Raw genomic sequence first — 13182 nt, 5'->3', positions numbered from 1 at the left:
CGGGTCCAATGATGTCGGGTCTGTTGGCCGCCACTCAAAGGCCGTCTGCAGCTGTCGGTACGCTTTGAACCTTGAGCAGGTACAAGCTGCTACGCTCGGCGCGGCCGACGCACATCCCTGATCTACGGTGAGGCGATGAGCGACTTTGACATCGCGCATGAATTCCCGGGTGGCATCCCGTCCATCCCGCTGGAGCACGCCGCAAGGCGGGTCGTCTCTTTCTGTTGTTCGCCGACCAGCGGCTGGCGGACCTACGATCTAGCCGGCGCGGCAGCTAGAGCCGCCGGTCACTTCGACACCGTCGCCCCGTGGTCACTTCTATGGGCAGACGCACTTGCGGGCCAACTATCTGTCGGTGACTTGGGCGGATTCTCCCTTGAGCGGCGAACCTCGTTCGCTCAGCGGATCTCAGCGGTGCCGGCAGACAAGGACCTTGCGGACTTCAACGCGGCCGAACGTGAGGCGGTACACAATTTGTGTACGTTCGGATACACGGGAGTGTGGGCGCCGAAGTCGACGAAGGTGTCATCCCTTTATCGTCCGCGTGCGGTCCCGATTCTAGACGGCTATGTCGCTATGGCGTTTGGCTTCAAGCGCGAAGGCTTCTCCGAGGGCAAGGAACCTCGATGGAACCGGATAGCACGCGTAATCGACGGTATGGCAGGGTTTTTGGACGAGCATCGTGGCCAGATGATCGAACTGCGCGAGATCGTGCGCGCCTCCGTGGAAGACATCGACGTGGCCCCGGATCTCCGCCTGCTCGACATCGTCATCTGGTGCTCTCAGGACGACCTGCTGGAGCGCAGCGGCAAGAAACGCAACGCATGGCTGGACGCCGCTCACCGACCCTACGAAATAGACCCCGTCACATCCGTCCCCGTGACCGCTGGCTGAGCAGCGGCAGATGATCGACAAGCGACTGAGCTGCTGCAAGCTGGTCGTCGGACTACGCGCTGGCCATCGCCAGATCCCCACCATGTCCAGTGACGTGCGCCGCCGAGGCGATCGACCCGGAGCCGTCATCGGCTGACCCGTTCACCACCTCGCTGAGATTTGCGACTACGCGTCCACGACTCGGCTCACTACTTCCCGGCCGCCTCCGCATCCGGGAACGCGTTCTGGACGTGCCCACCGCGCAGGCTGCCATCGATGTAGGCCGCCCGGCAGGCGGCGTGGCCGACCTTGCCGCTGGACGTCCGGGGAATCGAGCCGGCGGGCACCAGCAGCACGTCGCGGGCGGTGACGCCGTGGCGGACCGCGATCGCGGCGCGAATGCCCTCGATCACCGAACTGATGTCGGTCTTGTGCGCGCCCGGCGTTCGTTCGCCGACGATCACCAGTTGTTCGGATGTGTCGTCCGCGTCGCGGTCGGGACCGGTCACCTGGGCCGGCAGCTGGTTGGCCGGCACCGAGAAGGCCGCCACGTAGCCGGCGCGCAGCGCCGGGCTGGTCTCCTGCGCGGTGTACTCCAAATCCTGCGGATAGTGGTTGCGGCCGTCGATGATCACCATGTCCTTGACCCGGCCGGTGACGTAGAGCTCGCCCTCGAAGTAGGTGCCGTAGTCGCCGGTGCGCATCCACGGGCCGTCATCGGCCACCCGCTCGGCGTGCGACGGGGTGGCCCGCGTCTGCAGGATGTTGTTGAAGGTCTGCGCACTGTCGCGCTCGTTGCCCCAGTAGCCGGCCCCGATGTTGTTACCGTGCAGCCAGATCTCGCCGATGTGACCGTCGGGCTGCTCGGTGGCGGTCTCGGAATCGACGATGGCGGCCCACTGGTCGATCGCGACCACGCCGCTGGACACCTGTGCCACCGCCGAGGGCGCATCCGCGGCGACCAGGCGGAAGCGGTCGCGGGCCAGCTCCTCGCGGTCCACGTAAATCGTGGTGGCCTCCTGCTTCATGTCGGTGGTCGAGACGAACAACGTCGCCTCCGCCATGCCGTAGGACGGCTTGATGGCCGTAGCCGGCAGGCCGTACGGGGCGAACGCCTCGTTGAACTTGCGCATCGAGGCGGTGGACACCGGCTCACTACCGTTGAGCAGCGCGAACACGTTGCTGAGGTCGAGTTCGGGGTCGCCGTCCTTCGGTAGGCCGCGCAGGGCGGCGTGCTCGAAGGCGAAGTTCGGGGCCGCTGAGAACGTCGGGCCGTCGTCGTCGGGTTGGACTGCGAGTTCCTTGATCCAGCGCAGCGGCCGTCGTACGAACGCCGTCGGGCTCATGATCGTGATGCAGTGCCCGACCACCGACGGGACCATGGCGGTGACCAGGCCCATGTCGTGGAACAACGGCAGCCACATGACGCCGCGCTGACCCTCCTCGACCTGCAGCGCGGTGATGAGCTGCGCCAGATTGGTGGCGACCGCCCGGTGGGTGATCTTCACTCCCGCCGGCGCGCGGGTGGACCCGGAGGTGTACTGCAGATAGGCGACGGAATCCGGGTCCGCCGACACCGGCTGCCAGGTCTCGGCAACCTCATCGGGAATGGCGTCGACAGCGATCACGCGGGGCCGCTCCCCCGCCGGACGGTGCTGGCGGAAGAACTGGCGAACGCCGTCCGCGGAATCCGAGGTGGTCAGGATGGCCGACGGTGCGCAGTCGCCCAGCACCGAATGCAACCGGCCGGTGTGCCCTGGCTCTGCGGGGTCGAACAACGGGACGGCAATGACGTCGGCGTACAGCGCGCCGTAGAACGCCACCATGTAGTCCAGGCCCTGCGGCGCGAGAATCGCGACCCGGTCACCCGGCTTGGTGACCTGCTGCAGGCGGGCACCGACAGCGCGGTTGCGCGCGCTGAACCGGGCCCAGGACAGGTCGTGGTAGACGCCGTCGCGTTCGGTCGAGAAGTCCAGGTAGCGGTAGGCAAGCCGATCCCCACGCATCTTGGACCAGCGCTCGACATGGCGGACCAGGCTGCCGTTGTCGGGGAACTTGATCCGCCCCGTCTTGGCGTCGACGAACGGGTTGGGCACGGGCATGGCGGGTCTCCTCTGGCGCGTGTGCACCGGCCGCAGCCGGTCTCTCTTCGCTGGCCGGCAGCTCAGATTTTCTGCTGCCTACCGACGGACCGAAGCCGACCAGCCGCCCCTCACCGGAGGACGCCGTGCTCGCCAAAAGGGCAAAACGCTCGAAACTCGCCCGCGATCGCCTACCACCGTCCCACATTCGGCCGCCAGAACCGTCAGCGATACGCCGGATCTTTGCGACGTCACAGGAATTGAGGCGAATTGACCAGCGCCGCTGTCAGCTGACTACCGCGGTCCGCTGGGCGATGAGCTCGGTCAGCGACTCCGAGTCAGGGCTGACCGCGCCGCTCAGGGCCATTCCCAGGGGTGTGCCGCCGACGTCGTCGAAGATCGACACCCGGGCCAGCCGCACCACCCCGTGAAGCGCGGCGATGTCGCGCATGGCGTCGTAGAGGGCCCGCTGCTTCCATCGGGGTGAACCGACACCGTCCAGCGTCTTGGCGCCAGGCGCAGGCGTGCCGAACATCGACACGGTCTTGGGCGTCGACCAGAACTCGCTGCTCCCCTTGGTCCGCAGACAGTCGGCCTCATACACCGCGCAGAACCTCAGATAGTCGGTGCGCCAGGGCAATTGGAGCGCCCACGCCGCGTCGAGGGTGGTCGCGCGGTACCGGTTGAAGTGCTGCAGCTCATCCAGCTCCACCACGAGCCCGTCAGCAAGCGGGCAATCCCAACCGGTCGGGGTCAGCGCGGGCTGGTCCTGGACGCCGCCGAGCGCGCGGTAGAGGTGGAACACCTGCGCCTGCGCCTCGGCCGGCAGCATCTCGATGCGCAGGCTGGCCGGCGGAGCCGCGGACTCGAAGCCCGCCTCACAAAGCGCCTTCACCAGCGCGCGTTGCTGGTCGCCGACAGCCACGGGCCGATGCTCCCACGCAACGCTGCGCAGGCGGCGGCAATGCACAGATCCGCCCAACTGTCGGTTTGGGAGCCGTCGACGGGCATGCGATGCGCCCGTTCCGTGTTTGCATGAGACATGAAGGTTCGCTTCGGGGTCGGGCTCGGCCCCAACACCCCGGTCGATCAGCTGCCACCCATCGTCGACCACCTGGAAAGCAGCGGGGTGGACTCGCTGTGGTTCTCCGAGCTGGTCTACTCGCCCGCAGTCGATCCGATGATCGGGATGGCCTACGCCCTTGCGCGGACTGAGCGGCTGAAGGTGGGCACCTCGGTGGCGGTGCTGCCGGGGCGTCATCCGGTCCTGGTCGCCAAGCAGCTGGCGTCGCTGGCCGCGCTCGCGCCCAAGCGGGTGCTGCCGGTGTTCGGCCTGCAGTCGGCGATACCGGCCGAGCGTGAGGTGTTCCCCGTGCCGAAAGGGAAGCGCGGCGCGGTGTTCGACGAGTCGCTGCGGATCCTGCGCGCCGCTCTGGTCGATGACCCGGCCAGCTACGACGGCGAGTTCATCTCGGTGACTGCGGCCTCGGTGATGCCGAGACCCGCTCCCCCGCTTGATATTTGGCTGGGAGGCTCGGCGCCGGCAGCATTCCGGCGGATCGGGGCGCTGGCCGACGGTTGGCTGGGCAGCTTCCTGACGCCGACGGAGGCTCGCGCGGGAGTCGAGGCGATCCAACGCGCGGCCGCCGAAGCCGGCCGGGAGATCGAGCCAGATCATTTCGGCATCTCGCTGGCTGTCGGCGACGGCGAACTGCCACCTGAGCTGCTTGCGGCGGTGCGGCAACGTCGCCCGGACGTAGACCCCGCCGATCTGGTCGCCGCCGACTGGGGTCAGCTACACCGCCAGATCGACGGCTACTTGGCTGCGGGTCTGACGAAATTCGTTATCCGACAATCGGACACCGGATCGACCGAAGCCTTCATCGACCGCTTCGCTGCTGAGCTGGCTGACCGGCAGAACTGAGCTACAGCGTCTGGACCCAGCGCAGGATGTCAGGTGTGGCCTTGTCGGTGATGTCGCTGAACTCTGGATGCTTCTTGATGAAGGCGGCGACCATCGGGCACGTCGCGACGACGCGCTTGCCGTCGGCACGGGTCGCTTCGAGCGCCTGCTGAACAAGAATGGTGGCCAGGCCACGTCCGCCGAAGCGCGGGTCGACCTCGGTGTGGTAGAAAACCCGCTGCCGGCCGCGGTCCGCGAACGCCGCGAGGCCGACGGTCTCGCCGTCGACCGCGATGGTGTACTTCCCATCGCCGGCGCTGACGACCGTCTCGGCGCCCGTACTGTCCGTGGTCATTTCGCCGTCGTCATTTGCGTGGCGGTTTGATGACTTGCATGGCCAGCTTCATCACTGGTCCGGGGACCCGGTCCTTGGCGGCCAGCGCCGCGTCGGCGACGCGCGAGCGCAGCGGGGTGCCGCGACCGAACGCGCGGTTCAGCGGGCCTCCGCTCGGCTCGAGGTCGACGTGCAACGGCGGGGCACCCTCGGTGGCACCGAGCGCAGTCGAGATGACGATCCGCTGGATCTCGCTAGTGCCTTCAAAGATGGTGTAGAGCTTGGCATCTCGATACCACTTCTCGACCGGGTGGTCGTTGATGTAGCCCCAGCCGCCGAGTGTCTGGATGGCGCGTTCGGTCGCCCGTACGGCGACCTCGCTGGCCGCCATCTTCGACATCGAGCCCTCGCCGCGTTCGAACGGGATGCCTTGGGCGGCCATCCACGACGCCCGCCAGGTCAGCAACCGCGCCGCGTCGATCTGGGTGGCGATCTCGGCGAGCGGGAACGCGATGCCCTGGTTGTCCATGATCGGCCCGCCGAACGCCTCGCGCTGGGTGGCGTAGGTGGTGGCGTACTCCAGCGCCGCCCGCGCGATGCCGATCGCCTGCGCGGCGACCATCGGACGAGTCTGCTCGAAGGTGCCCAATGTTGCTGAGCCGGAGCGCTTTCCACCGGCAACCACTTCGCGGGCCTTGGCGAGTTTGTGCTCCAGCTTCTCCTCGCCACCGAGCAGGTTCTCGCCCGGAACCCGGACGTCGTGGAATTTCAATTCGGCGGTGTGAGATGCCCGGCAGCCGAGTTTGTCGAGCTTGCGCACCAACTCCAGTCCCGGTGTGCCACCGGGAACGATGAACAACGCCTGGCCGCGGTGCCCGAGTTCTTCATCGACGACGGCGTTGACCACGTGTACGTCGGCGATCCCTCCGTTGCCGATCCACATCTTGTGCCCGTTGAGAATCCAGTCGCTGCCATCGCGCTTGGCATGGGTTCGCAGATTGCGAACGTCGCTGCCGCCCTCTGGTTCGGAGATCGCCAGCGCAGCGAGTTTCAGGTCACCGGGGGTGCCGAAACATTGCGGCGCCCAGTCCAGCATCTGCTCGGGAGAGGCTGCCTGCCCGATCGCCGACAACGCCAGCGCCGGCATGACGATGGCCAAGCCGATTCCGGCGCAACCCCAGAACAGTTCTTCCATGAACATCGGCAGTGAGATCCCGGTGGGATCGCCGATCAGATCTCGATAGAACAGCGGGCTGTAGAAGCCGCGCTGGGCGGCTTCTTCGAGCACCGGCCACGGGAATTCTTGCTTCTGGTCGTAGTCCAGTGCGACGGGCCGAATGACATCCTTGGCGAACTCGTGCGCGCGACGGGCCAGGTCGTGTTGCGCACCGGTCGGTGTCAGGTCGAAGCTCACGGGGGTCCTCCAGGTTGGTTGACCCTTTATTACCCCATGCGGACGAATTCAATCCCATCGGGTAAACAACTGTTCACGCTGCAGAACGGGGCCCGATCTGGTGAACAGGCAGGTGAAACACGGTCGCGGGGGTAGGCGGCGCGGTGTCGCTTTCCCGGCGCGCCAGCAGCTCGGCGTTGTCGGCGAGCTGCCTGGGGCTGATCTCCCCGTCGGCGATCCGGCGCAGCACGGCGTGCGCCTCAGCCAACTGCTCGCGCTTGCGGTACTGGCCGCCGGGCAGCTTCACGCCGGCCCAGACACCGTATTCCTCGCGATTCTCGACGGCATACCGCGCGCAGAGCCGCTGTTGCGCGAGCGGGCAGCGCCGCAGGCACTGCAACCGGGCCTCGGTGGCCGACTGCTCGTAGGCGCGAGCCTTCGCGGCGCCGTCACCGCCGTCGTCGTCGGCGTAACCGAACCACATCTCCGGGTTGACCGAGCACGGATGTCCCATCTGCCCGCCTCCTTCATCTCGAAACGTATACAGAATCGTATACACAGAACTCAGCCGACCGCAAGAGAAAGAAGACGAAAACAGATATACGCAGGCGGCGCGGGGTGTCTGTGTAATATCCGGATATGGCCGGAGCGCTACGGTGAGTCGCGAATCGGCAGGGGCGGCCATCCGGGAGTTGCGCGAGTCCCGCAACTGGTCCCTGGCCGACTTCGCCGCCGTGACCGGCGTGAGCATCATGGGGCTGAGCTACCTCGAACGAGGCGCCCGCAAGCCGCATAAAGGCACAGTTCAGAAGGTCGAAAATGGCCTGGGCCTGCCGACCGGCACCTATTCGCGGCTGGTGGTGGCGGCCGACTCCGCCGCTGAACTGGAGCGGTTGACCACGGCTCCCGCCGTCGAGCCGACTGCGGCTCGGACCGACGGCCCGATCGTCGTCGTCCGGCACAACACCGACACCGAAGTGCTGGAGGGATACGCCGAATTTCAGCTCGATTCGATCAAATCGGCGATCGACAGGTCGCCGGCGAAAACATCAAACGAATATGAGTCGTATATTCTCTCTGTGATCGAACAGTGCGTGAAGGCCGAGATGCTGGCCGCCAACTCCTGGCGGGTCGCCGTCAACGCCGACAGCGAATCTGCGGGACGGCTGATGCTTCATCTCGAAGAGCTGGAAGCGACCCGGGGCGCTCTCCTCGAGCGGGTGTCGACGAGTCTGAGCGCCCGACTGGATCGAGCATGCGCCCGGTCGGCGCTGCCCGAGGCGGTGATCGCGACGCTGCTCGGCGTCACCGTCGCGGAGATGTGGGACATCCGAAACCAGGGGGTCATCCCGCCGGGCGCTCTCCCCCGGGTCCGGGCATTCGCCGAGTCGGCCGGCGAAAGGACGACCGATGACGCTCGATGACCTGGCGGCGTTGCGTCGCGCGCACGAGTTGTTCGCCGGCACCACCCACGAAGCAACGTGTGATGCGCGATTGGCGCCGTACGACCGGCTACTTGCTCGCGCTGAGGCACTGAACAGCGTTGGGGGACAGCCCCTCTATCAAGCAGCAGCGGGACGAAGCCGCGACGACATGCGCGCTTCGACCGCCGTCGACGCGACGCTGACGTCGACGGTAAATGACGCCCACCGAGACCGTGCGCACGCCTACGCCCTGACCAAGAGCGTGCTCGACGAGGCCCGCGCCGACACCGCGGTGCCGGATCATCCGATGGCCCAGCGGGAGGCGATCCGTCGGCGGGCTGCCCGGTTGCGGGCGCAGCAGGCGCACGTGCTGGCGGCGCGGCGCAAATCCCGCCGGCATCGGTCGCGGTGGCGGGCGGTGCAGTACCGGATGCGGCATCATCCGGCCGGACTGCGGCTTCCGCCGCCGAACAGCCGGGCCGGCATCGCGGTCCGGGCCGCGTTGTCGCGGCTGGGGCGGCCCTACGTCTGGGGAGCGACCGGGCCCGATCAATTCGATTGCTCCGGGCTGACGCAGTGGTCGTACGCGCGGGCGGGAATTCACCTGGACCGCACCACATATCAGCAGATTTACGACGGCGTTCCGGTTCCGCGTTCGCAGGTCCGCCCGGGCGATCTGGTCTTCCCGACGGCGGGCCACGTTCAGCTGGCGATCGGTAACAACCTGGTCGTCGAAGCGCCCTACTCCGGTGCGAATGTGCGGATCTCTCCGCTGGGCGCCGACGTGCAGATCCGGCGCCCACGGGGGTAGCGACGATGGCTGGTGGACAGGATCACGGAGCGGCGGACCAAGCCGGGGGCACGGTCGAGGCGATCGCGGCGCGGCAGGCCGCGTTGCAGTCGCGCCACACCGCAACCGCCGAAGCCGATCGGGCACTCCTGGACGCGGTCGCCACCGCGCACGCGGCCACCGTCCAAGCGACCCGGCGCCTCGATGCGATCGCCGCCGACATCGACCATGCGGTGGCGAACCAGGCCTCCCTCGCGCTCGACACCGCGATGGGCGCCCGCGAGTTTCAGAAATTCCTGATCGCCAAGCAGCAGGAGATCTCGGCAGTGGTGGCCGAGGCCCGGCAGGTCGACGGCGCATCGCGAGCCGCTTTGGACAAGCTGCGTGAGCACTACAGCGCTTCGGGCACCTAGCCTTTCGGCGCCGCCGCGGCTGTGCACAGCGGTGAGTTGTCGGCGCACCCGCCCCTGGATACTGTCGCGATCATGTTCGGGCAGCAAACCGATGTCGACGGCTGACGATATGCCTCCCGACCATCAGGAAGGCGACGCGGCCGACGCCATCAGAACTGCGGAAGTCGCGCTGGCGCATCAAAATTCGACGGCAGCCCAGGTCGACCTCCAGGTCGTCACAGCGGTGCTGAACGCACATCAGCGGACCGCCGCCAGCCGGGATGCCCTGGACGCCCTGCAGCGCGAGATCGAAGGCGCGGTGGCAACCCGAACCGATCTCGACACTCCTGCGGGGGCGCGTGACTTCCAGCGATACCTGATCGGCAAGCTGCGCGACATCCAGGCGGTGGTCGCCGGGGCAAGCCTGGACGATACGTCGAATTCCGCATTGATGGCCGCGTGGACGTCGCTGTACAACTCGTCTAAAACCGGCCCCGAGAACCCCGACGAGGCACAGCCGACCGCCGCCGCCCCTGCGGCCGCGCCGCAACCACCGGCAGCCCAGAATCCGCAGTCCGCAACGGAATCCGGGTACGACCCGTACCTCGATGCGCTACCGGAGGACGACTTCGGAGCAGCACCCGAGGAGGCGTCGGGACAATATCCGCCCGGGCCGGCGCCCGCGCCCGCCGCCGCGCCCAGCATTCCCTCGTTCGGCGGCGGCGGCATGCCCGGCGGCGGCTTCGGCATGCCCGGGGGACTCCCGCTGTCGGCCGCACTGCCGGAAGGGTTGTCGCCCAACGAAATCGACGACATGCGGCCCGACCCCGACGATCCTGACAACCGCTTGGTGTCCGACGCCGAGGAGCACGAGAAGGCCGCCGAACCGGCGTCCGGCCCGACCACGGTGACACTTCCCAACGGGGAGACGCTGACCGCCGCGACACCGCAACTCGCCGCCGTGATCGAAGCCGCGGCGGGTGGCACTCCCATCGCCGACGCGTTTCGGCACGAGGGCATCGTGATCCCACCGCCGGGAACGGCGGTCCCCGATCCGCTGGACCCCGCCGAGCTCGCGCCCGGCGACATCGGAATGTTCATCGACCGGCACGCCCTGTCGCTCGGTGCGAGCCGAGCGCTGGTGAACGGACAGATCCAGCACATCTCCACCGTGAGCGGCCCCGGCTTCTTAGGCTGGGAGCACCCGCCGGTGCCGGTCAACGCGCCCGCACCGGACACCGCCCACGCCCCGGTACCGACCAGGCCGGCGATCGCCGAGAGAACCGAGACAGCGTAGAAGCGGCCCGGCTCGCGCCGGACCCCGAGAAAGGAGACAGCGGATGGCAGACCGAATCCACGTGGTGCCGGCCAACTTGCGGGAAGCCGCCGGGCACCATCAGGAGACTTCGGAGTACCTGCGCACCCTGCCGTCGTCGCACGAGGCGATTCAGCGCAGCCTCGATTCGCTGGGACCGATCTTCGGCGACTTGAGAGAGGCCGGCCGCGAACTGCTCGAGCAGCGCCGGCTGTGCTACGAACAACAAGCCGACAACCACGCGGAGATCGCGGCCAACCTGACAAAATCGGCCGGCATGTGGGAACAGCACGAAGTCGAGGCCGCCGGAAAGCTTGAACGCATCGTCGACGACGGTCGATGACCGAAGCCGATCCGGCGTTCGACACCGTCCACCCGAGCGGACACATCCTGGTCCGCTCCTGCCGCGGCGGCTACATGCACAGCGTCACGCTGACCGAAGCGGCGATGAAGACCGATGCGCAGAGCCTGACCGAGGGCATCCTGCTGACCGCCGACGTCTCCTACCTCAAGGCCGTCATGGAAGTTCGCGGCGAGATCGTCGCCGCCGGTTACACCCCATCGGCCGAGGTTCCCACCGCCGATGATCTAGAGGTGGCGATCGAACGATTGGTCGCCCACGACCTACCGCGCCGCGACGACGCGGGCCCCGACTAACGAATCCAGGTTTGGACCGCGTCGCGCTCCGGAGCGATATTGGTCGGCGGCTCGACCGGGTTGGCGCCGAACAACTCTCGCGCCCGGCCCAGTAACGCACGCACTTCATTCAGCTGCTGCTGAAGCCCTGAATCAGCCACCCGTTCACGCTACCCAGGCGGCGTTATTCACACAATTCACCCGCCATTTCCGACCGTCAATCGGCGCAGTTATCGGGCCGACGATGACGGTACGCTTGGCCGGTGGCGATCTTCGGACGGAATACGGCGCGTCAGCGCCTCCGGAGAGCTGCCCAGGAATCGCTGAAGGTCCCGGCGTTCAAGTCGCCCGTCGACTGCTCCCCGTGGGTCACAGGAGGCCTCTGGCCTGCGGAGTTGTCCATGGTCACCGCCGAAACCGCTCCCCTGGTGAAATATTTGAAGGCCGACCTGCAGCGGATCGTCAATTCAGCAAACGAGGAACTCAAGAACCTTCGGTGCGCGGGGTTGGTCGATTCGACGCGACAAGCAGAAGAAGCCCGCGTCATCAACGAGGCCCGTGCCTATGCGGCGCGACGTGTCGAGTCGACAGTTCGCCACCTTCACAACATGAAATCGAAATTGCCGGTCGAACATCGGCCGGTCAATGGCGTCGACGAGACCGAGAAAACAACGCGATTCAAAATCGCGCCGCCGCGCACAGATCCAGAGCCGACCGTCGAGATCCCCGTGGTGGATACGTCCACACCGGCACGGCCGGAGCAGCCCGCGGCGCCGGTCGAGCAGCCGGATCCCGACGAGCTCACGAGGTGGTGGGGACCGGACTCCGCCGATTTCGTGCCGCCGGCACCGGAACCCGAGCCTGAACAGCCGCAACTCGAGCCCGAGCAGCGAGCGGCACCCGAGCCTGCGCAGCAAGCGGAACCCGAGCCTGAGTCGCAGCCGCTGCCGGAACCCGAGCCCGAGCAGCAACCCGAGCCCGAGGCCGAGCTACAACCGGTACCCGAGCCTGAGGTAGTAGCACCGGAGCCGGCGCGGCCGGGGCCGAAGCACGCCATCGACACCGACGACACCGACGACACCGAAGTGCTCGAGGAGCTGTCGTCCCTGCTGCAGGAGCTAGGACCGCTGGCGCAGCCCCCGGTCGAACCCCCAGAGCCGGCGCCGCCCGTCACCCCGCCGGCGAACGACGACACTGAGGTCACGCGCCATATCCCGGTGGCCGAGCCGGCCGGTCCGTCCGAGTCGGAGCGTGAACGGCTCGAACGGCTGCTCAAGTTCGTGGCCCGTCAGGAACCCGGCCTGCGGTGGGCGGTCGGCGCCCGCGAAGACGGCAGCACGCTGCTGGTGACCGACCTGGCGCACGGCTGGATACCTCCCGGTCTCAAGCTGCCCTCCGATGTGCAGCTGCTGGCACCCGACCGCCGCAGCGGCACCGCGACAAAGCTGCTCGGCCAGACCACGCTGTCCGCCACCTACGCGCCGGGCGATCCGCTGGGATGGGCGACCGACTACGAGGTCACCGACACCTCGTCGCGCCCCCGCCAGCTACCGGAGGTCGACGACCTGGGCTGGGTGCTCGGCGAGGCGACGCACTGGCGCGACGGCCTGCCGCGGATGGTCAACACGCTGGCCAGGGCGGGTGCGGCCGGCACCGGCATCGTGGACGCCGAGATCGACATCCTGCGGGTCTACCTCGACACGTCGCGGTACCAAATCCTGGCGCAGTACCCCGACGCCGACCCGGGATTGCTGCTGAACTGCCTGCTGCTGGCGGCCACCGAAGCGATCGCCACCAAGGATCGGGTCAGCGCGAACTACCACTTCGCCTGGTTTCAACTGCTCAGCTCGCCACCGGCCAGCGGATGGAAGGCCGGGCCGTGAAAGGCCGCCGTGCGCACGTCGGCAGACAATGAATTGACGCTGGTCGGAGGGGTCGAGATACTGCCATGATGCCGGGACCGAGCAGTCGCGCGCAGCTGAGCGACAAGGAACTCGTCGAGTCGGTTCTGCGTGAGTTGAACGATGCCGCCGACAAGTGG

General features: G+C 67.4%; 15 protein-coding genes and 2 pseudogenes. 11 read left to right on the top strand and 6 right to left on the bottom strand.

The features are described 5' to 3' along the window. The first annotated feature begins 135 nt into the window (after window positions 1–135). Complete coding sequence (locus CYU59_RS18640) at window positions 136–894, top strand: DUF6308 family protein (protein WP_293001360.1); 759 nt, start codon at window positions 136–138, stop codon at window positions 892–894. 188 nt (window positions 895–1082) lie between these two features. Here CYU59_RS18640 and fadD32 read toward each other — a convergent pair whose 3' ends face one another. Both fadD32 and CYU59_RS18630 read right to left on the bottom strand, forming a co-directional pair. Next, window positions 1083–2975, bottom strand: a complete 1893-nt coding sequence (gene fadD32 / locus CYU59_RS18635) for a long-chain-fatty-acid--AMP ligase FadD32 (protein ID WP_293001358.1) — start codon at window positions 2973–2975, stop codon at window positions 1083–1085. 265 nt (window positions 2976–3240) lie between these two features. Beyond that, window positions 3241–3879, bottom strand: coding sequence for a hypothetical protein (locus tag CYU59_RS18630; RefSeq protein ID WP_293001356.1), 639 nt, complete (start codon window positions 3877–3879; stop codon window positions 3241–3243). A gap of 117 nt (window positions 3880–3996) precedes the next feature. On the opposite strand from CYU59_RS18630, the gene CYU59_RS18625 reads away from it, so the two are divergent. Then, entirely contained in the window at window positions 3997–4878 is an 882-nt protein-coding gene (locus CYU59_RS18625) for a TIGR03854 family LLM class F420-dependent oxidoreductase (RefSeq protein WP_293001354.1), read from the top strand. A gap of 1 nt (window position 4879) precedes the next feature. Here CYU59_RS18625 and CYU59_RS18620 read toward each other — a convergent pair whose 3' ends face one another. The 3 genes from CYU59_RS18620 to CYU59_RS18610 form a co-directional block, all read right to left on the bottom strand. Beyond that, window positions 4880–5212, bottom strand: a complete 333-nt coding sequence (locus tag CYU59_RS18620; RefSeq protein WP_293001352.1) for a GNAT family N-acetyltransferase — start codon at window positions 5210–5212, stop codon at window positions 4880–4882. 10 nt (window positions 5213–5222) lie between these two features. Next, window positions 5223–6605, bottom strand: a complete 1383-nt coding sequence (locus CYU59_RS18615; protein WP_293001350.1) for an acyl-CoA dehydrogenase family protein — start codon at window positions 6603–6605, stop codon at window positions 5223–5225. 73 nt (window positions 6606–6678) lie between these two features. After that, entirely contained in the window at window positions 6679–7098 is a 420-nt protein-coding gene (locus CYU59_RS18610) for a WhiB family transcriptional regulator (RefSeq protein WP_293001348.1), read from the bottom strand. 142 nt (window positions 7099–7240) lie between these two features. Between CYU59_RS18610 and CYU59_RS18605 the strand changes: the two genes are divergently transcribed. The 6 genes from CYU59_RS18605 to CYU59_RS18580 all read left to right on the top strand — a co-directional run bounded on the left by CYU59_RS18605 (window position 7241) and on the right by CYU59_RS18580 (window position 11162). Further along, window positions 7241–8008 carry a helix-turn-helix domain-containing protein gene (locus CYU59_RS18605; protein ID WP_293001345.1) on the top strand — a complete coding sequence of 256 codons (768 nt, stop codon included), beginning with the start codon at window positions 7241–7243 and terminating at the stop codon, window positions 8006–8008. Next, window positions 7995–8819: a C40 family peptidase gene (locus CYU59_RS18600; RefSeq protein WP_293001343.1), complete on the top strand. Its 825-nt coding sequence runs from the start codon at window positions 7995–7997 to the stop codon at window positions 8817–8819. The genes CYU59_RS18605 and CYU59_RS18600 overlap by 14 nt, the downstream gene beginning before the upstream one ends. Window positions 8820–8824: 5 nt before the next feature. Continuing rightward, on the top strand, window positions 8825–9211 hold the full coding sequence (locus CYU59_RS18595; RefSeq protein WP_293001341.1) for a DUF4226 domain-containing protein: 387 nt from the start codon (window positions 8825–8827) through the stop codon (window positions 9209–9211). 109 nt (window positions 9212–9320) lie between these two features. After that, the gene (locus CYU59_RS18590; protein ID WP_293001339.1) at window positions 9321–10487 is read left to right on the top strand and encodes a DUF4226 domain-containing protein; all 1167 of its coding nucleotides are present in this window, start codon (window positions 9321–9323) and stop codon (window positions 10485–10487) included. A gap of 43 nt (window positions 10488–10530) precedes the next feature. Continuing rightward, the gene (locus CYU59_RS18585) at window positions 10531–10848 is read left to right on the top strand and encodes an ESX-1 secretion-associated protein (protein WP_293001337.1); all 318 of its coding nucleotides are present in this window, start codon (window positions 10531–10533) and stop codon (window positions 10846–10848) included. Then, window positions 10845–11162 (top strand): DUF2694 family protein, encoded by a 318-nt coding sequence (locus CYU59_RS18580; protein ID WP_293001335.1) that lies wholly within the window; start codon window positions 10845–10847, stop codon window positions 11160–11162. Before CYU59_RS18585 ends, CYU59_RS18580 begins: the two co-directional genes overlap by 4 nt. Here the strand turns inward: CYU59_RS18580 and CYU59_RS18575 are convergent. Beyond that, window positions 11159–11302 carry a hypothetical protein gene (locus tag CYU59_RS18575; RefSeq protein ID WP_293001333.1) on the bottom strand — a complete coding sequence of 48 codons (144 nt, stop codon included), beginning with the start codon at window positions 11300–11302 and terminating at the stop codon, window positions 11159–11161. The genes CYU59_RS18580 and CYU59_RS18575 overlap by 4 nt on opposite strands. Window positions 11303–11404: 102 nt before the next feature. Between CYU59_RS18575 and CYU59_RS29020 the strand changes: the two are divergent. The 3 genes and pseudogenes from CYU59_RS29020 to CYU59_RS18565 form a co-directional block, all read left to right on the top strand. Beyond that, a pseudogene (locus tag CYU59_RS29020) lies at window positions 11405–11773 on the top strand (hypothetical protein); the annotation flags it as partial. After that, complete coding sequence (locus CYU59_RS18570; protein ID WP_363114971.1) at window positions 11750–13024, top strand: DUF5631 domain-containing protein; 1275 nt, start codon at window positions 11750–11752, stop codon at window positions 13022–13024. The pseudogene CYU59_RS29020 and the gene CYU59_RS18570, both read left to right, overlap by 24 nt. Window positions 13025–13089: 65 nt before the next feature. Continuing rightward, window positions 13090–13176, top strand: a pseudogene (locus tag CYU59_RS18565) (DUF2710 domain-containing protein); the annotation flags it as partial. Window positions 13177–13182: the final 6 nt, after the last annotated feature.

The sequence above is a fragment of the Mycobacterium sp. genome (assembly GCF_002863225.1).
GTDB lineage: Bacteria > Actinomycetota > Actinomycetes > Mycobacteriales > Mycobacteriaceae > Mycobacterium.
This window is presented reverse-complemented; position numbering and strand designations above follow the sequence as displayed.